Origin of the sequence: Methyloversatilis discipulorum, assembly GCF_000385375.1 — a bacterium.
Lineage (GTDB): Bacteria > Pseudomonadota > Gammaproteobacteria > Burkholderiales > Rhodocyclaceae > Methyloversatilis > Methyloversatilis discipulorum_A.
Genome location: NZ_ARVV01000001.1, coordinates 2,939,879 through 2,958,250 on the forward strand (window position 1 = coordinate 2,939,879; position 18,372 = coordinate 2,958,250).

The 18,372-nt window shown below is 63.5% G+C and carries 19 protein-coding genes; all 19 read right to left on the minus strand.

All coding sequences use genetic code 11. The annotated features are described in order from the left end of the window. Nucleotides 1-9: 9 nt before the first annotated feature. Complete coding sequence (locus METRZ18153_RS0113770) at nucleotides 10-1,488, minus strand: NADH-quinone oxidoreductase subunit M (protein ID WP_020165272.1); 1,479 nt, start codon at nucleotides 1,486-1,488, stop codon at nucleotides 10-12. Between the two features lie 102 nt (nucleotides 1,489-1,590). After that, nucleotides 1,591-3,612, minus strand: a complete 2,022-nt coding sequence (gene nuoL / locus METRZ18153_RS0113775; protein ID WP_020165273.1) for an NADH-quinone oxidoreductase subunit L — start codon at nucleotides 3,610-3,612, stop codon at nucleotides 1,591-1,593. A 5-nt stretch (nucleotides 3,613-3,617) separates the two neighbouring features. Next, entirely contained in the window at nucleotides 3,618-3,929 is a 312-nt protein-coding gene (nuoK, locus tag METRZ18153_RS0113780) for an NADH-quinone oxidoreductase subunit NuoK (protein ID WP_020165274.1), read from the minus strand. Nucleotides 3,930-3,946: 17 nt separating this feature from the next. Continuing rightward, nucleotides 3,947-4,549, minus strand: a complete 603-nt coding sequence (locus METRZ18153_RS0113785) for an NADH-quinone oxidoreductase subunit J (RefSeq protein WP_020165275.1) — start codon at nucleotides 4,547-4,549, stop codon at nucleotides 3,947-3,949. Nucleotides 4,550-4,606: 57 nt separating this feature from the next. Continuing rightward, nucleotides 4,607-5,086, minus strand: coding sequence for an NADH-quinone oxidoreductase subunit NuoI (nuoI, locus tag METRZ18153_RS0113790; RefSeq protein WP_198291215.1), 480 nt, complete (start codon nucleotides 5,084-5,086; stop codon nucleotides 4,607-4,609). Nucleotides 5,087-5,105: 19 nt separating this feature from the next. Further along, nucleotides 5,106-6,173 carry an NADH-quinone oxidoreductase subunit NuoH gene (nuoH, locus tag METRZ18153_RS0113795; RefSeq protein ID WP_020165277.1) on the minus strand — a complete coding sequence of 356 codons (1,068 nt, stop codon included), beginning with the start codon at nucleotides 6,171-6,173 and terminating at the stop codon, nucleotides 5,106-5,108. Next, nucleotides 6,173-8,497 (minus strand): NADH-quinone oxidoreductase subunit NuoG, encoded by a 2,325-nt coding sequence (nuoG, locus tag METRZ18153_RS0113800; protein WP_020165278.1) that lies wholly within the window; start codon nucleotides 8,495-8,497, stop codon nucleotides 6,173-6,175. The genes nuoH and nuoG overlap by 1 nt, the downstream gene beginning before the upstream one ends. After that, nucleotides 8,491-9,825, minus strand: a complete 1,335-nt coding sequence (gene nuoF / locus METRZ18153_RS0113805) for an NADH-quinone oxidoreductase subunit NuoF (protein WP_020165279.1) — start codon at nucleotides 9,823-9,825, stop codon at nucleotides 8,491-8,493. Before nuoF ends, nuoG begins: the two co-directional genes overlap by 7 nt. Continuing rightward, nucleotides 9,822-10,304, minus strand: coding sequence for an NADH-quinone oxidoreductase subunit NuoE (nuoE, locus tag METRZ18153_RS0113810; protein ID WP_020165280.1), 483 nt, complete (start codon nucleotides 10,302-10,304; stop codon nucleotides 9,822-9,824). Before nuoE ends, nuoF begins: the two co-directional genes overlap by 4 nt. A gap of 43 nt (nucleotides 10,305-10,347) precedes the next feature. Then, on the minus strand, nucleotides 10,348-11,601 hold the full coding sequence (locus tag METRZ18153_RS0113815) for an NADH-quinone oxidoreductase subunit D (RefSeq protein WP_020165281.1): 1,254 nt from the start codon (nucleotides 11,599-11,601) through the stop codon (nucleotides 10,348-10,350). After that, entirely contained in the window at nucleotides 11,594-12,196 is a 603-nt protein-coding gene (locus METRZ18153_RS0113820; RefSeq protein WP_020165282.1) for an NADH-quinone oxidoreductase subunit C, read from the minus strand. The genes METRZ18153_RS0113815 and METRZ18153_RS0113820 overlap by 8 nt, the downstream gene beginning before the upstream one ends. A 5-nt stretch (nucleotides 12,197-12,201) precedes the next feature. Beyond that, nucleotides 12,202-12,678, minus strand: a complete 477-nt coding sequence (locus METRZ18153_RS0113825; protein WP_008058281.1) for a NuoB/complex I 20 kDa subunit family protein — start codon at nucleotides 12,676-12,678, stop codon at nucleotides 12,202-12,204. A gap of 54 nt (nucleotides 12,679-12,732) precedes the next feature. Beyond that, on the minus strand, nucleotides 12,733-13,089 hold the full coding sequence (locus METRZ18153_RS0113830) for an NADH-quinone oxidoreductase subunit A (protein ID WP_019917521.1): 357 nt from the start codon (nucleotides 13,087-13,089) through the stop codon (nucleotides 12,733-12,735). A 147-nt stretch (nucleotides 13,090-13,236) separates the two neighbouring features. Then, on the minus strand, nucleotides 13,237-13,608 hold the full coding sequence (gene secG, locus METRZ18153_RS0113835) for a preprotein translocase subunit SecG (protein ID WP_019917520.1): 372 nt from the start codon (nucleotides 13,606-13,608) through the stop codon (nucleotides 13,237-13,239). Nucleotides 13,609-13,617: 9 nt separating this feature from the next. Then, the gene (gene tpiA, locus METRZ18153_RS0113840) at nucleotides 13,618-14,367 is read right to left on the minus strand and encodes a triose-phosphate isomerase (RefSeq protein ID WP_029143776.1); all 750 of its coding nucleotides are present in this window, start codon (nucleotides 14,365-14,367) and stop codon (nucleotides 13,618-13,620) included. A gap of 137 nt (nucleotides 14,368-14,504) precedes the next feature. Next, nucleotides 14,505-15,290 (minus strand): phosphate ABC transporter ATP-binding protein PstB, encoded by a 786-nt coding sequence (gene pstB / locus METRZ18153_RS0113845; protein ID WP_020165284.1) that lies wholly within the window; start codon nucleotides 15,288-15,290, stop codon nucleotides 14,505-14,507. Between the two features lie 43 nt (nucleotides 15,291-15,333). Then, a complete protein-coding gene (gene pstA / locus METRZ18153_RS0113850) occupies nucleotides 15,334-16,257 on the minus strand; it encodes a phosphate ABC transporter permease PstA (protein ID WP_020165285.1) in 924 nt (307 codons plus the stop codon). 3 nt (nucleotides 16,258-16,260) lie between these two features. Then, the gene (gene pstC, locus METRZ18153_RS0113855; RefSeq protein WP_020165286.1) at nucleotides 16,261-17,217 is read right to left on the minus strand and encodes a phosphate ABC transporter permease subunit PstC; all 957 of its coding nucleotides are present in this window, start codon (nucleotides 17,215-17,217) and stop codon (nucleotides 16,261-16,263) included. 93 nt (nucleotides 17,218-17,310) lie between these two features. Next, a complete protein-coding gene (locus METRZ18153_RS0113860; RefSeq protein WP_020165287.1) occupies nucleotides 17,311-18,312 on the minus strand; it encodes a PstS family phosphate ABC transporter substrate-binding protein in 1,002 nt (333 codons plus the stop codon). Nucleotides 18,313-18,372: the final 60 nt, after the last annotated feature.

Consider the following 18,372-nt stretch of genomic DNA (forward strand, 5'->3'; position numbering starts at 1 on the left):
TTTGGTCCGTCAGAGCTTGCCGGCTGCGACATGGTCGAGCAGCTGGTTCACGGTCGCATGCATGATTTCGGTCACCGGCTGCGGCCAGATGCCCATGGCCAGCGTGCAGATCGCCAGCACGCCGAGGATGAGCATTTCGCGCGCATTGATGTCGCTCAGTTCGGCGACGTGGCTGTTGGCGACGTCGCCGAACACCACGCGCTTGTACATCCACAAGGTGTAGGCCGCGCCGAGGATCAGCGTGGTGGCGGCGGCAAAGCCGGTCCAGAAATTGAACTGGATGGCGCCGAGCACGACCATGAATTCGCCGATGAAGCCCGAGGTGGCCGGCAGGCCGGCATTGGCCATCGCGAACAGCAGGAACAGCGCGGCGAACTTCGGCATCGTGTTCACGACGCCGCCGTAGTCGGCGATGTTGCGGGTGTGCATGCGGTCGTACAGCACGCCGATGCAGAGGAACATCGCGGCCGACACGAAGCCGTGCGAAATCATCTGCACCAGGGCGCCTTCAACGCCCAGCGGATTGAAGATGAAGAAGCCCAGCGTGACGAAGCCCATGTGCGAGATCGACGAATAGGCGACCAGCTTCTTCATGTCGGTCTGCGCCAGCGCGACCAGACCGATGTAGATCACCGCGATCAGCGACAGGCCGATCACCACCGGTGCGAAGTGCTGTGCCGCGTCCGGCACGATGGGCAGCGAAAACCGCAGGAAGCCGTAGGCACCGAGCTTCAGGCCGATCGCCGCCAGCACGGCCGAACCGCCGGTCGGCGCCTCGACGTGGGCGTCCGGCAGCCAGGTATGCACCGGCCACATCGGCACCTTCACCGCGAAGCTGGCGAAGAAGGCCCAGAAGATCAGCGATTGCGCGGTCATCGCGAGCGGCTCGCGGTGCCAGTCGAGGATGGCGAAACTGCCGCTCTTGTGGAACAGGTAGAGCAGCGCGACCAGCATCAGCAGCGAGCCGAGCAGCGTGTAGAGGAAGAACTTGAAGGCCGCATAGACGCGGTTCTTGCCGCCCCAGACGCCGATGACCAGATACAGCGGGATCAGCGACGCTTCGAAGAACACGTAGAACAGGATGCCGTCGAGCGCCGAGAAGATGCCGTTCAGCAGACCCGACATGATCAGGAAGGCCGCGAAGTACTGCGAGGGCTTGTACTCGATCACCGTCCAGCCGGCCATCACCACCAGCACGGTGATGAAGCTGTTCAGGATGACGAAGGGCATCGAGATGCCATCGACACCCAGGTGGTAGTTGATGTTGTAGTCGCGCACCCAGGGCATCAGCTCGACGAACTGCATGCCGGCGCTCGCGGTATCGAAGCCGGTGTAGAGCGGAATCGTGACCAGGAAGCCGAAGATGGCCGTGACCAGCGCGATCAGTTTCGAGAAGGCCACATTGCGGCCGTCGCCACTGGCGAGCACGAGCAGACCACCGGCAATCGGCAGCCATACGGCAAGACTGAGAAGGGGAATATCGGTCATTTCTTTGTTTGTTCAGCCGACACGTTCACCGGTCAGGGCAACCGCGTCTGGCACTCCCTCTGAATTCACGCCACGGGCGGCAGCCTCACCGCCCGCACCACATCACTTGAAGCCCAGTCTCCACAGCAGCAGGAGACAGACACCGATCACCATTGCAAACGCGTAGCGGTAGATGTACCCGGTCTGTATGCCGCGGGCGAGGCGCGCAAACGCGCCGACAGCCGAGGCGGAACCGTTGATCAGCACACCGTCGATGATCGTGCGGTCGCCCGCGGCCCACAGGCCGCGACCCAGCAGACGGGCGCCACCAGCGAAGACGATCTCGTTGAAGCGGTCGAAGTAGTACTTGTTCTCGAGCACCGCATTGATCGGGCGGAAGATCGGCGCGATGCGGCCCGGCAGCGAGGGCATCGCGATGTACATGACCCAGGCCAGCACGACACCACCCAGCGCGAGCCAGAACGGCAGCGCGGTGAAACCGTGCATCGCCATGCCGGCGGCCGAGTGGAAGTGCTCACCGACCTTGGCCAGCACGTCGTGCTCCGGCAGCACGGTCACGACGCCGTCGAACCAGTCGCCGAACAGCATGGGCTGCACGGTGAAGTAGCCAATGAACACCGACGGGATGGCCAGCAGCGCCAGCGGCACCCACACCACCCACGGCGACTCGTGCGGCTTCTCGCCCGGGGCGAGGCCATGGTGCTCGTCGTGGTGGTCATCGTCGTGATGATCGTCGCCGTGCGCAGGGTGATCGTCATGCGCCTTGCCGAAGTTCTCCGGGCCGTGGAACACGCGGAAATACATGCGGAAGGAGTAGAAGGCGGTGATGAACACACCGGCGACCACGCAGAAGTAGGCGTAGCCGGCACCCGGGATCGTCGAGAAATGCACTGCCTCGATGATCGAGTCCTTCGAGTAGAAGCCGGACAGGAACGGCACACCGATCAGCGCCAGCGAACCGAGCAGCGACGTGAACCAGGTGATGGGCATGTATTTCCACAGGCCGCCCATATTGCGCATGTCCTGGTCGTGGTGCATGCCCATGATGACCGAACCGGCACCGAGGAAGAGCAGCGCCTTGAAGAAGGCGTGGGTCATCAGGTGAAACACCGCGGCCGAGTATGCCGACACGCCCAGCGCGACCGTCATGTAGCCAAGCTGCGACAGCGTCGAGTAGGCGACGACGCGCTTGATGTCGTTCTGGATGATGCCGAGGAAACCCATGAACAGCGCGGTCGTCGCGCCGATCACCAGCACGAAGGACAGTGCGGTTTCCGACAGTTCGAACAGCGGCGACATGCGGGTGACCATGAAGATGCCGGCCGTCACCATCGTCGCCGCGTGGATCAGCGCCGAGATCGGAGTCGGGCCTTCCATCGAATCCGGCAGCCAAACGTGCAGCGGCACCTGGGCCGACTTGCCCATCGCGCCGATGAACAGGCCGATACACACCGCGGTCAGCAGCGGCCAGTCGGTACCGGCGACCGTCATGCCGACCAGTTCCTCGCGCTTGGCGAACACCTCGGCGTAATTCAGCGTGCCGGCGTAGGCCGCGATCAGGCCGATGCCGAGCAGGAAGCCGAAGTCACCGACGCGGTTCACCAGGAAGGCCTTCAGGTTGGCGTACACCGCGGTCGGGCGCTTGAACCAGAAGCCGATCAGCAGATAGGACACCAGACCCACCGCTTCCCAGCCGAAGAACAGCTGCACGAAGTTGTTGCTCATGACGAGCATCAGCATCGAGAAGGTGAACAGCGAAATGTAGGAGAAGAAGCGGTTGTAGCCCGGGTCTTCGGCCATGTAGCCGATGGTGTAGAGGTGCACCATCAGCGACACCGAGGTGACGACCAGCATCATCATCACGGTGAGCTTGTCGATCTGGAAACCGATTTCCATCTTCAGATCGCCGCTGGTCGCCCAGGTGTAGAGCGCGCCATTGAAGCTGTTGCCGGCCTGCACGTCCTGGAAGATGACCCAGGACGCGACCAGTGCCACGGCGACGCCGAGGATGGTGACGCTGTGCGCGACCCAGCGCGGAATGACGCGGCAGAACAGGCCGGCGATGATGGCGCCGAACAGCGGCGCGAGCGGGACGAGCAGATAGAGCTTTTGCATCGATGTCATGTCGCTCAACCTTTCAGGCTGTCCAGATCATCGACGTGGATGGTGTTCAGGTTGCGGAACAGCACCACGAGGATGGCCAGCCCGATCGCGGATTCCGCGGCGGCTACGGTAAGGATGAAGAAAACGAAGATCTGGCCGGACGGGTCGCCGAGGTAGTGCGAGAAGGCGACGAAATTCATGTTCACCGCCAGCAGCATCAGTTCGATCGCCATCAGCAGAACGATGAGGTTCTTCCGGTTAAGGAAGATGCCGACCACGCTGATCGCGAACAGCACGGCGCCCAGCATCAGGAAATAGGAAAGGGGCAAGGAGGTCATGTCGTGCGCTTCTTTTCTCAGTCTTTCTCGGCCGGCATCGACACCAGGCGCACGCGGTCCTCACGGCGCACCGCGATCTGCTTGGCCGGTTCCTGGAACTTGGTGTCCTTGCGCTTGCGCATGGTCAGTGCGATGGCCGCGATGATGGCGACCAGCAGGATGACCGAAGCCAGTTCGAACGGATACACGTACTCGGTGTAGATCAGGCGCCCCAGTTCCTTGGTGTTGCTGTAGCCGGCGGCGGCGGCCTCGGGTGCCGGCATGCGATCCGCCGAGAAGTACTTCGCGCCCAGCACGGCGAACATCTCGGCCAGCATCAGGCCGGCGACGATGAGCCCCGGTACCAGATTCGCCCAGAAGCCCTCACGCATCCGTTCGATATTGATGTCCAGCATCATCACGACGAAGAGGAAGAGCACCATCACCGCGCCGACGTAGACCAGTACCAGCGCGATCGCGAGGAACTCGGCCTGCAACAGCATCCAGATGCCACCGGCGGTAAAGAAGGACAGCACCAAGTAGAGCGCCGCGTGCACCGGATTGCGCGCAGTGATGACGCGCAGCGATGCAGCGACCAGGATGGCGCTGAGGAAAAAGAAAACTGCGGTCTGGAAATCCATCATCGGTTCGTTCTTGTCCGTTCCCTTGAGCCCTGCCCGCTCACGCGGGCCCGGCCATCAGCGGTACTTCGAGTCCGCTTCCCTGTCCTTGGCGATCTGCGTTTCATAGCGGTCGCCGACGGCCAGCAGCATCTGCTTGGTGTAGTACAGGTCGCCGCGCTTTTCACCGTGGTACTCGAGCACCCGCGTTTCGACGATGGCATCGACCGGACAGGCTTCCTCGCAGAAACCGCAGAAGATGCACTTGGTCAGATCGATGTCGTAACGCGTGGTACGACGGGTGCCGTCGTCACGCTGGTCCGACTCGATGGTGATGGCCATCGCCGGGCACACCGCCTCGCACAGCTTGCAGGCGATGCAGCGTTCCTCGCCGTTCGGATAGCGGCGCAGCGCGTGCAGGCCGCGGAAACGCGGCGACTGCGGCGTCTTCTCTTCCGGAAACTGCAGGGTGATCTTGCGCGCGAACAGGTGACGGCCGGTCAGCGCCATGCCCTTCACCAGTTCGGTCAGCATCAGCCCGCCGAACAAATCTCTCATCGAACCCATAACGCGTCCCTTACTTCCAGATCGACAGCGGAGACATCATCCAGCCGCCGATGAACACGAGCCACACGATGGTGACCGGGATGAAAACCTTCCAGCCCAGACGCATGATCTGGTCATAGCGGTAGCGCGGGAAAGTCGCGCGCAGCCACAGGAAGAAGAACAGGCAGAAAGCGCTCTTCACTGCCAGCCAGTGGAAACCGTCCGGCAGGAAACCGACCGGCGACAGCCAGCCGCCGAGGAACATGATCGAGGTCAGCGTCGCGATCAGGATCATGTTGGCGTACTCGGCCAGGAAGAACAGCGCGAACGCCATGCCCGAGTACTCGATCATGTGACCGGCCACGATTTCCGATTCGCCTTCCACCACGTCGAACGGCGAGCGGTTGGTTTCGGCCACGCCGGCGATGAAGTAGACGATGAACATCGGGAACAGCGGCAGCCAGTTCCACGACAGCACGCCCAGACCCATGTTGGCGAACATGCCCTCGCCCTGCCCGCGCACGATGTCCGACAGGTTCAGGCTCTGCGACACCATCAGCACGGTCACCAGCGCGAAGCCCATGGCGATTTCGTAGGCGACGATCTGCGCCGCCGAGCGCAGGCTGCCGAGGAAGGCGTACTTCGAGTTCGACGCCCAGCCGGCGATGATGACGCCGTACACACCCATCGACGTGATGGCCATGATGTAGAGCAGACCGGCGTTGATGTCGGCCAGCACCAGACCGTCGTTGAACGGGATGACTGCCCAGGCGGCCAGCGACGGCGCCAGCGCCAGCACCGGAGCGAGCACGAACAGCGTCTTGCTCGACGCCGACGGCAGCACGATTTCCTTGAACAGCAGCTTGAGACCGTCGGCGATCGGCTGCGCCAGACCGCCCAGCGCCTTGATGCCGAAGAAGGTGACGCGGTTCGGGCCGTTGCGCACCTGCATCCAGCCGATGATCTTGCGCTCGGCCAGCGTCAGGTAGGCGACACAGCCCATCAGCGGCAGGATGATCGCGAAGATCTTGACCAGGGTCCATACCGGCACCCAGGCGGCGCCGAGCAGGTCCTGCACGGGTTGCAGCAGCGCGTCCATTACAGGGCCTCCACGTTCAGGATGCCGGACAGCGTGCCCAGCGGCGCGGTCTGCGGCCAACCGGCCGACACGCGCACGCAGCCCGCGGGCACCGTCTCATCCAGCGCAAGATCGAGTTCGCTCGACCAGGCCGAGCCACGCACCCGCGCGCGCTTCGCCTCGGTCAGGCCCTGCGCCGCGGCGGTCGCTGCATTCAGGCGGGCGGTCGGCGCGGCCGAGTCGCGTGCGGCGGCCAGCGCCGGCGCGCGACGCACCAGTGCGTCGTTGCGGTAGATCGGGAAATCGGCGATGCGCTGCAGGCCGCTCACGGCAGTTGCGCGCGCGAACGGTACGTCGCTCGCCGTGTTGTCCAGCTTGTATTCGGGCAGCCAGCCATTGGCACCGGCCAGCGCTTCGTCGCGCACCGCTTCCGACGAATCGAACTTGAAGCCGCCCAGTTCGAGCATGCTGCCGAGCACGCGCAGCACCTTCCACGCCGGACGGGTTTCGCCCTTCGGACGCACCACCGCGTGGAAGCTCTGGATGCGGCCTTCGCAGCTCACGTAGGTGCCGGACGTTTCGGTGAAGGGCGACACCGGCAGCAGGCAGTCGGCGTAGTCGAGACCGGTCTTGAACGGCGACATGACGATGACCGTGTCGGCGCCCTTCAGCGCTTCGACCGCCATCGGCGCGTTGGCCGCGTCGAGTTCGGGTTCGGTGTGCAGCAGCACGTAGGCGCGCAGGCCGCCGAGCAGCATCTGCTGCGCGTTCAGGCCGGATTGCGCACCGACCGCGGCGGCGCCGACGCTGTTCGCGGCTTCGCCCAGATAACCCAGCGTGGCGCCGGTCAGGCGCGCCAGTTCCTGCGCCAGTGCGTGCAGGCCGGCGGCGTCCGGATGCTGCTGGACGACGGAACCGAGGAAGATGGCGCGTTCGCCGTCGTCACACAGGCTCTGTGCAGTGCGCCGGGCCGCATCCGACACCTCGGCCGATTCAGCACCGGCGGGCACGGCGACGCCGCGGATCTCGGCGGCGGCCTTCACCAGCGCGGCCAGTTCGCCGGCCAGTGCCGACGGCGCGACGGTGACGCGCGCGAAGGTGGTCATCAGCCAATCTTCGTTGCTGACGCCGAGCGCGCTGACGCGGGTGCCACGACGGGCTGCCTGACGCAGGCGCTGCGCCATCAGCGGGTGATCCTTGCGCAGGAAGCTGCCGACAACCAGCGCTGCGGACAGCTTCGATACGTCGGCAACCTTCATGCCCAGCCAGGGGATGCCGGCCAGCTTGCCGTCCAGCCCGAAGTCGGTCTGGCGCAGGCGGTGATCGATGCTGCCGCCACCGAGGCCGCGCATCAGTTGCGCGCCCAGATAAAGCTCTTCGGTCGTCGAGTACGGCGCAGCCAGCATGCCGATCTTCGCCGCACCGTGTTCGTCGGCGACGCGCTTCAGGCTGTTGGCGGCGTATTCGAGCGCGGTCTGCCAATCGACCTCGATCCACTTGCCGTCCTGCTTGATCATCGGCGTGGTCAGACGGTCTTCACCGTTCAGCGCTTCGTAGGAGAAGCGGTCACGGTCGGAAATCCAGCACTCGTTGACCTCTTCGTTCTCCAGCGGCAGCACGCGCTTCACTTCGTCGTGTTTGACCTGGACGACGACGTTGGTACCCAGGCTGTCGTGCGGACTTACGGTCTTGCGGCGCGACAGTTCCCAGGTACGGGCCGAATAGCGGAACGGCTTGGACGTGAGCGCACCGACCGGGCACAGGTCGATCATATTGCCCGACAGTTCGGAATCGACGGTGTGACCGACGAAGGTCATGATTTCCGAATGCTCGCCGCGGTTGGCCATGCCCAGTTCCATGACGCCGGCGATTTCCTGGCCGAAGCGCACGCAGCGGGTGCAGTGGATGCAGCGGGTCATGTCGGTCGAAATCAGCGGACCGAGATTCTTGTTCATCACCACCCGCTTCTCTTCCTGATAGCGGGAGGCCGACGCGCCGTAGCCCACGGCGAGATCCTGCAGCTGGCACTCGCCGCCCTGATCGCAGATCGGGCAGTCGAGCGGGTGATTGATCAGCAGGAACTCCATCACGCCCTTCTGCGCGGTGATGGCCTGATCGGAGTGCGTCTGCACCTTCATGCCGTTGGTGACCGGCGTGGCACACGCCGGCAGCGGCTTCGGCGCGCGCTCGACCTGCACCAGACACATGCGGCAGTTGGCGGCGATGGACAGCTTCTTGTGATAGCAGAAGTGCGGAATGTGCAGGCCCAGACGGTTGGCCGCATCCATCACGGTGCTGCCGTCCGGCACTTCCAGCTTCTGGCCGTCGATTTCGATCTCTAGCATGCTGCGTGTTCCACGTAAATGCGGCTGCCTTCGCGCTGCACGTCCACCGGGACGAGGCAGTGCTTGTGCTCGACGTGATACTCAAATTCGGACCGGAAGTGCTTGATGAAGCTCTTCACCGGGAAAGCGGCGGCGTCGCCCAGCGCGCAGATGGTGCGGCCGGCGATGTTGCTGGCGACGTTGTCCAGCGTGTCGAGGTCGTCCGGGCGGCCCTGGCCGTGCTCGATGCGATGCACCATGCGGTACAGCCAGCCGGTACCTTCGCGGCAGGGCGTGCACTGGCCGCAGGATTCCTCGTGATAGAAGTAGGACAGACGCTCCAGCGACTTCACCATGCAGGTGGTTTCGTCCATCACGATGACCGCGCCCGAGCCCAGCATCGAGCCGGCCTTGGAGATGGAGTCATAGTCCATCGTGCAGTCCATCATGATGTCGGCCGGCAGCACCGGTGCAGACGAGCCGCCGGGAATGACCGCCTTCAGCTTGCGGCCGCCGCGCATGCCGCCGCACATTTCGAGCAGCGCCGCGAACGGCGTGCCGAGCGGAATTTCATAGACACCCGGGCGATTGACGTGGCCCGACACCGAGAAGATCTTGGTGCCGCCGTTGTTCGGCTTGCCCAGCGCCTGGAAGGCCTCACCACCGTTGTTGATGATCCACGGAATGGCCGCGAAGGTTTCCGTGTTGTTGATCGTGGTCGGCTTGCCGTACAGGCCGTGACTGGCCGGGAAAGGCGGCTTGAAGCGCGGCTGACCCTTCTTGCCTTCGATCGATTCGAGCAGCGCGGTTTCTTCGCCGCAGATGTAGGCGCCCCAGCCGTGGTGCGCGAACAGGTCGAAATCGAAGCCCTTGCCGAGGATGTTCTTGCCGATGAAGCCGGCGGCGCGCGCCTCGGCCAGCGCTTCCTCGAAGCGCTGGTACAGCGAGAACACCTCGCCGTGGATGTAGTTGTAGCCGCGGGTGCAGCCCATCACGAAGCCGGCGATGGCCATGCCCTCGATGACCAGATGCGGGTTGTAGCGCAGCAGGTCGCGGTCCTTGAAGGTGCCCGGTTCGCCTTCGTCCGAATTGCAGACGACGTACTTGTCCATCGGAAACTGGCGCGGCATGAAGCTCCACTTCAGGCCGGTCGGGAAACCTGCGCCGCCACGGCCGCGCAGGTCGGATTTCTTCACCTCGGCGATGATCTGGTCCGCCGTCATGCCGGATTCGAGAATCTTGCGCAGCGCCGAATAGCCGCCGCGCTTGATGTAGTGCTCGATGCCCCAGGTGTTGTCGCCGTCGAGGCCGGCGAGCAGGATGGCTTGCGGGTTCTCGGGGGCGTTCATTTCAGTTCGTCCAGCAGTGCGTCGATCTTTTCGCGGCTCATCCAGCTGCACAGACGCGTGTTGTTGACGATGATGGCCGGCGCGTCGCCGCACACGCCCATGCACTCGCCTTCCTTCAGCGTGAAGCGGCCGTCGGCCGTGGTTTCGTTGAAACCGATGCCCAGCTTCTCCTTCACGTACTCGGCCGCCTGCTCGCCGCCGGACAGCGCACAGGGCAGATTGGTGCAGACGGTGATCTTCCAGCGACCGACCGGCTTCACGTCGTACATGTTGTAGAAGGTGGCCACTTCCATCGCCGCCATCGGCGGGATGTTCAGATGCAGGGCCACGGCTTCGATCGCCTCGGGCGACAGCCAGCCGTTCTGTTCCTGCGCGATGCGCAGGCCGGCCATCACGGCGGAGATCGCCTGGCCTTCGGGGTACTTCGCGACTTCGCGGTCGATCGCCGCGCGCGAAGCGTCACTCAGCGCAAAACTCATTCTGTCCATGCTCACCGGTTACTCGCGGTCACTGAGCGGTCGCTCAACGGTCAATCTCGCCGAACACGATGTCCATCGTGCCGATGATGGCGACGACGTCGGAAATCATGTGTCCGCGGGACATTTCATCCATCGCCGCCAGGTGTGCGAAACCGGGCGCGCGGATCTTCAGGCGGTAGGGCTTGTTGGCACCGTCCGACATCGCGTAGATGCCGAACTCGCCCTTCGGGTGCTCCACCGCGGCATAACACTCGCCTTTCGGCACGTGGATGCCTTCGGTGAACAGCTTGAAGTGGTGGATCAGCTCTTCCATATTGCCCTTCATCGCTTCGCGCGACGGCGGTGCAACCTTGTGGTTGGGGCTGATGACCGGACCCGGGTTCTTGCGCAGCCAGTCGATGCACTGACGGATGATGCGGTTGGACTGGCGCATCTCTTCGATGCGGACCAGATAGCGGTCGTAGCTGTCGCCGTTGGTGCCGACCGGGATGTCGAAATCCATGCGGTCGTACACTTCGTAGGGCTGCTTCTTGCGCAGGTCCCAGGCGATGCCCGAACCACGCAGCATCGGGCCGGTGAAGCCCAGCGCCTTGGCACGTTCCGGCGTCACGATGCCGATATCGACCAGACGCTGCTTCCAGATACGGTTGTCGGTGAGCAGGGTTTCGTACTCATCGACATAGCGCGGGAAGCGGTTGGTAAAGTCCTCGAGGAAGTCGAGCATCGAACCGCTGCGGTTCTCGTTCAGGCGCTTGATCGCTTCGGCGTTCTTGAACTTGTTCGCCTGGTACTGCGGCATCGTGTCCGGCAGGTCGCGATAGACGCCGCCCGGACGGTAGTAGGCCGCGTGCATGCGCGCACCCGACACCGCCTCGTAGGCGTCCATCAGGTCTTCGCGCTCGCGGAAGGCGTACAGGAACACCGTCATCGCGCCGACGTCGAGCGCATGCGCGCCGAGCCACAGCAGGTGATTCAGGATGCGCGTGATCTCGTCGAACATGACGCGGATGTACTGCGCGCGCTCCGGCACGTCGATCTGCAGCAGCTTCTCGATCGCCATGCAGTAGGCGTGCTCGTTGCACATCATCGACACGTAGTCGAGACGGTCCATGTAGGGCACGCTCTGCACCCAGGTACGGGTTTCGGCCAGCTTCTCGGTCGCGCGATGCAGAAGACCGATGTGCGGGTCGGCGCGCTGGACGACTTCGCCGTCCAGTTCGAGCACCAGGCGCAGCACGCCGTGGGCCGCCGGATGCTGCGGCCCGAAGTTCATCGTGTAGTTGCGGATTTCAGCCATGGCCGACGTCCCCGTAGTTTTCTTCGCGCACGACGCGCGGTGTGACTTCGCGCGGTGCGATGGTGACCGGCTGGTAGATGACGCGCTTGGTTTCCGGGTCGTAGCGCATTTCGACGTGACCGGAAATCGGGAAGTCCTTGCGGAACGGGTGACCGACGAAACCGTAATCGGTCAGCAGGCGACGCAGGTCGCCGTGTCCGGCGAACATGATGCCGAACAGGTCGAAGGCTTCGCGCTCGAACCAGTTGGCCGCAGGCCATACGTCGTTCACCGAGGCGATGACCGGAAAGTCCTCGTCCGCCACGAAGGCGCGCAGGCGCAGCCGCAGGTTGGCGGCGATCGACATCAGATGCACCACGACCGCGTAGCGAGCGCCCGAAGAGCGGGTCGCGTGCGTCGACAGATCGAGGCCGCACAGGTCGATCAGCTGCTCGAACGGTGTGTCGGCATGATCGCGCAGTGCGAGCGCGATGTCGTGGTAATCGTCGGCGCCGACCTCGATGGTCAGCTCGCCCAGTTCGACGGAGGCAGTGCGGATCTTGTCGCCGAACTGCGCCGTCAGCGCGTCGCGCAGGGATTCAATGCGTGTGCTCATGACGTTCAGCGGGCGATGGTGCTGGTACGGCGGATCTTGTTCTGCAGCTGCATCAGGCCGTAGATCAGCGCCTCGGCCGTCGGCGGACAGCCCGGCACATAGACGTCGACCGGCACGATGCGGTCGCAGCCGCGCACCACCGAATAGGAGTAATGGTAGTAACCACCGCCGTTGGCACAGGAGCCCATCGACAGCACCCAGCGCGGCTCGGGCATCTGGTCATAGACGCGACGCAGCGCCGGCGCCATCTTGTTGCACAGCGTGCCGGCCACGATCATCAGATCGGACTGCCGGGGGCTCGGGCGAAACACGATGCCGAAGCGGTCGAGGTCGTAACGCGAAGCACCCGCCTGCATCATCTCGACAGCACAGCAAGCCAGACCGAAGGTCATCGGCCACAGCGAGCCGGTGCGGGTCCAGTTGATCAGCTTGTCGAGCTGAGTCGTGACGAAGCCTTCCTGAAGAACGCCTTCAATGCTCATCGATCAATCCGTCGTAATAACTTAATTGGGCAGACGCCCGACCGCCTGGCAGGATTACTCCCAGTCCAGCGCGCCCTTCTTCCATTCGTAGACGAAACCCACGACCAGAATGCCGAGGAAAATCATCATCGCGACAAAACCGAACATGCCGATCTCTTCGAGCACGATGGCCCACGGGAAGAGGAAGGCGATTTCCAGGTCGAACAGGATGAACAGGATGGCCACGAGGTAGTAGCGCACGTCGAACTTCATGCGCGTGTCTTCGAACGCTTCGAAGCCGCACTCGTAGGGGGAGAGCTTGTCGGGGTCCGGGCGGCTGGGGCCGACCAGCTTGCCGGCGATCATCGGCACGAAACCGAAACCGATGCCGATGAGAATGAACAGAAGGATCGGAAAGTATTCGATCAACATGACGGGTTATTCATGCGTGAAATCATTTCCGGCGGCACGGGGAGTAATCCGGGGCCGGCTCACGGCGCACCACCGATCGGCTGCGCACCACGTTGCACTGCAGCGTGAAACGCGCGGAGTATAGCGCGTTTCACGATCAATGCGGACTTACTTGGGAATATCCGCCGCCTTGGAATCAGGCTGGGCGGGCGTTGCAGCCGGTTGTTGCGGTGCATCAGGTGTAGCGGGAACGGTGACAGTCTTGGCCGCATCGATGACCGAACTGGCACCCGATTTCGGCTGATTGGTCGCCATATAGCTCAGCGCAAGGCTAGTGCAGAAGAACACGGCGGCCAGTGCAGCGGTCGTGCGGCTGAGGAAGTTCGCCGAACCGGACGAACCGAAAAGGCTGCCCGAAGCACCGCTGCCGAAGGCGGCACCCATGTCGGCGCCCTTGCCATGCTGCAGCAGCACGAGAACGATGACACCGATGCCGACCAGCACATGGACCGACAGCACAAGCGAAAAAACGATACCCATCAAATCACCTCAGGATGCTGCAGCGGCCACGATGGCGAGGAAATCCCCGGCCACCAGCGACGCACCGCCAATAAGTCCACCATCGATATCCGCCTGACCGAAAAGCTCGGCGGCGTTCTGCGGCTTGACACTGCCGCCGTAAAGAATCGTCGTGCGCGCGGCGACGTCGGCACCGCACCATGCAGCGAGTCGCCCGCGGATGAAGGCATGCACCGCCTGCGCCTGCGCCGGCGTCGCCGTCTTGCCGGTGCCGATGGCCCACACCGGTTCGTAGGCGATCACGCAGGCAGCCAGTGCCGCTGCGCCACCGCGCTCGAATACCGCCTTGAGCTGACGTTCGACCACCGCTTCGGTCACCCCGCCCTCGCGTTCGTCCAGCGTTTCGCCGACACACAGGATGGGTTGCAGCTTGACGGCGAGCGCGGCATCCACCTTGGCGGCGACACGCTCGTCAGTGTCGCCGAACAGCGCGCGCCGTTCAGAGTGACCGACGATGACGTAACGACAACCGAAGTCGTTCAGCATCGCACCGGACACTTCGCCGGTATAGGCACCGACCTCGTGCTCACTCAGATCCTGTGCGCCCCACGCAATGGCCGAACCTTCGAGCAGCGACTTCGCCTGCTGCAGATAGGGGAAGGGCACGCACACCGCCGACGGACATCCCTGCCCGCCTGCCTCGCGCAGCGCACCGAGCAGTGCAGCATTGGCGTCCAGCCCGCCATGCATCTTCCAGTTGCCTACGACCAGTTTTCGCATCGCCAAAACGCTCGCGCGCCAAAAGCAAAACCCCGGATTCTAGCGCATCGCAGCGCAAAAATCCGGGGCTCGGCAGATGACGGGGCCAGGGTCTGTGGATATTGAATCGCGGGCCGCGTTGCGCTCCTTGCCGAGGATCAGCCGAAGCGGCCGGTGATGTAGTCCTCGGTTTCCTTCTTCTGCGGCTTGATGAAGATCTGATCGGTCAGGCCGAACTCGACCAGCTCGCCCATGTACATGTAGGCGGTGTAGTCGGACACCCGCGCCGCCTGCTGCATGTTGTGGGTGACGATCAGTATGGTCACCTTGTCCTTCAGCTCGGTCACCAGCTCTTCGATGCTGGCGGTGGCGATCGGGTCGAGCGCCGAAGTCGGCTCGTCGAACAGGATGATTTCCGGGTCGGTCGCCAGCGCGCGCGCGATGCACAGGCGCTGCTGCTGGCCGCCGGACAGATTGGCGCCCAGCTCGTTCAGGCGGTTCTTCACTTCGTCCCACAGCGCCGCACCGCGCAACGCTTGCTCCACCCGCTCGTCGATCACCGAGCGACGCTTCTCGCCGCGCACGCGCAGACCGTAGGCCACGTTCTCGTAGATCGACTTGGGGAAGGGATTGGGCTTCTGGAACACCATGCTGATGCGCATGCGCACCTCGATCGGATCAACGTCGTCGTCGAGCAGATTGGTGTTGTCCGGGTGCAGCAGGATCTTGCCGTCGTAGCGGTTGCCCGGATACAGATCGTGCATGCGGTTGAAACAACGCAGCAGCGTCGACTTGCCGCAACCGGACGGGCCGATCAGCGCGGTCACCTTCTTCTCATGCACCGGCATGTTGATGCCCTTCAGCGCATGGAAGGCACCGTAGTGGAAATTCAGGTTCTTGACTTCGGCCTTGGCAGCGGAGCGCACATCGGTCGCAGTGGTCATGGTCGGATTCTCTTGAAGGTTGTATGCGGTGCGGATGATCGGCTTACCACTTGATGTTGCGGCGCAGGCGGTAGCGCAGCCAGATCGCGACGCCATTCATCGCCAGCGTCATGAAGACCAGGATGAAGCCGGCCGCAGCGGCATTGACCTGGAAGGCCGCTTCCGGACGCGAGGTCCAGTTGAACATCTGGATCGGCATCACGGTGAAGGGCGCGGTCAGCCACTCGAAGTTGATGAACGGGAACACGTCGGTCACCGGCGCTGGCGGCAGGAAGGCGATGAAGGTGAGCGCGCCGATGGTGATGATGGGCGCCGTTTCGCCGATCGCTCGCGCCATGCCGATGATGACGCCGGTCAGGATGCCGGCGCTCGAATACGGCACGATGTGATCGCGCACCGTCTGCCAGGTCGTTGCACCGCAGGCGTACGCGCCTTCGCGCACCATCTGCGGAATCGCACGGATCGATTCGCGCGTCGCCACGATGACCACCGGCAGGATGAGCAGACCGAGCGTCAGGCCGGCGGACAGGATGGACTGACCGAAGCCGAACTTGTACACGAACAGACCCAGCGCCAGCAGGCCATACACGATGGACGGCACGCCCGCGAGGTTGGTCACGTTGATTTCGATGATGTCGGTGACCCAGTTCTTCGGCGCGTACTCTTCCAGATAGATGCCGGCTGCCACGCCCAGCGGCACCGCCGAGAAGGCGGTCACCAGCATCACGAGTATGGTGCCGACCCAGGCCGACAGGATGCCGGCGCTGCCGGCACGACGCGACGGGAAATTGGTCAGGAAGTCATAGTCGATGCGCGCTGCCCCCTTGATCGCCATGTCGGCGAACAGCGCGGTCAGCGTGAGCACGCCGACCATCAGCGCGAGCAGCCCGAGCAGGCCGAACAGCATGTCCCAGCGCTTGTGGCGCGCGATGATGGCCCGGATGGCCTGGATGTCCTGTTGGTTCATGGATCAATAGACCTCGCGGAAGCGCTTGCGCAGGTAGTAGCCGAGCAGGTTGAAGCCCAGGGTCATCAGCATCAGCGTCAGACCGGCGGCGAAGATGGTCTGGTAACCGATGGAGCCGTGCGGCAGGTCACCGAGGGCCACCTGCACGATGTAGGAGGTGATGGTTGCGCCCGGCTCGGCCGGATTGAAGGTCAGGTTGGGCTGCATGCCGGCCGCGACCGCGAGAATCATCGTCTCGCCGACCGCACGCGAAATGCCCAGGATGTAGGCCGAGGCGATGCCCGAGGTCGCTGCCGGCACCACGGTGCGCAGCGCCGTCTGCAGACGGGTCGCGCCCATCGCGTAGGAACCTTCGCGCAGGCTCATCGGCACCGCACGCATCGCATCCTCGGACAGCGAACTGACGTAGGGGATGATCATGATGCCCATCACCAGACCGGCCGAAAGCAGGCTGAAACCGGGCAGTTCGGGGAACAGGTACTGCAGCGCCGGCGTCACCACCATCAGTGCGAAGTAGCCGTAGATGATGGTCGGCACGCCACCCAGCAGTTCGAGAATGGGTTTGGCGATCTCACGCGTCTTGAACGACGCGAACTCCGACAGGTAGATCGCGATGATGGTGCCCAGAGGCAGCGCGACGGCCAGCGCGACGAAGGAACTGGTGAGCGTGCCCGACAGCAGCACCATGATGCCGTAGTGCGCATCGTCGAACAGCGGGGTCCATTGCGTGTCGGTCAGGAAGTCCCACAGCGACACGTGCTCGAACAGCGTCAGCGATTCGCTGACCAGGATGTAGACGATGGCTATCGTCGTCAGGACGGAGATCGACGCCGCAGTGAACAGGATGAATTCGATCACCCTTTCCTTCACGTGGCGGGACGCGCGCTTGCGCAGGCGATCGCTGACCGCATCGGGCGCAGTCGACGGAGGAGCTGACATGGTCTGGGCGTGGGCGGTCATGTTGGGGCGCTCATTTTACGGGTCGCCATCCACCGCCGTGCGGAAGATGACAAAAAGCCCCGGGATGAACCCGGGGCCCTTGCAGCGGAATCCTTATTCCTTCGGATCGCGCTTGAGCAGGTCGGACACCTTGACGCCCACTTCCGAATGACCGCCGAAGGCCGTACCGGTCTTCTTCTTCGTGAAGTTCTCCAGCGCGTGCTTGTAGTCCGCGTCGGTCAGCGGCACGTACTTCACTTCCTTGGTCAGCGCGGCGGCGTTCTTCAGGTAGAACTCGACGAATTCCTTCACTTCCGGCTTGTCGACCGAAGCGGCATTCACGTAGATGAAGATCGGGCGCGACAGCGGCTGGTAGTCGCCCGAGATCACCGCTTCCAGCGACGGCTCGACCGCCTTGCCAGTCTTCGGATTGACCACCGGCACGGCCTTCAGCTTGTCCTTGTTCTCGACGTAGTAGGCGAAGCCGAAGTAGCCGAGTGCGCCGGCGTCACGCGACACGCCCTGCACCAGCACGTTGTCGTCTTCCGACGCGGTGAAGTCGCCACGGCTGGACTTGGACTTGCCGACGATGGCTTCGGTGAAGTAGTCGAAGGTGCCGGAATCGGCGCCCGGGCCGAACAGCTTCAGACCGGTGTCGGGCCAAGCAGCGTTGACCTGGTTCCACTTCAGGATCTTGCCCTGAGCGGCCGGTTCCCACATGGTCTTCAGCTCGGCAGCGGTGATCTGCTTCAGGAAGCTGTTCTTCGGGTTCATCACCAGCGTCAGCGCATCGAAAGCGACCGGCAGTTCGATGTACTTGATGCCGGCAGCCTTGCAGTCAGCCATCTCCTTGTCGAGGATGGGACGCGAGGCGTTCGACACGTCGATCTCGCCGCGGCAGAACTTCTTGAAACCGCCGCCGGTACCGGAAATGCCGACGGTGACCTGAACAGTGCCCTTCTTTGCCTTCTGGAATTCTTCCGCCACCGCTTCGGTGATCGGGAAAACAGTGCTCGAACCGTCGATCTTGACCAGCGTCGGGGCTGCCAGGGCGGATGCGGAAGCAAACAGGGCGCCGACAGCGGCGGTCAGGGTGGCGATCTTGCGTACGTTCATCAGGACTCTCCGTAAGGTTGCGTCGTGTTGCGATGCGACGAAGCGCAGTTTATGAATGCT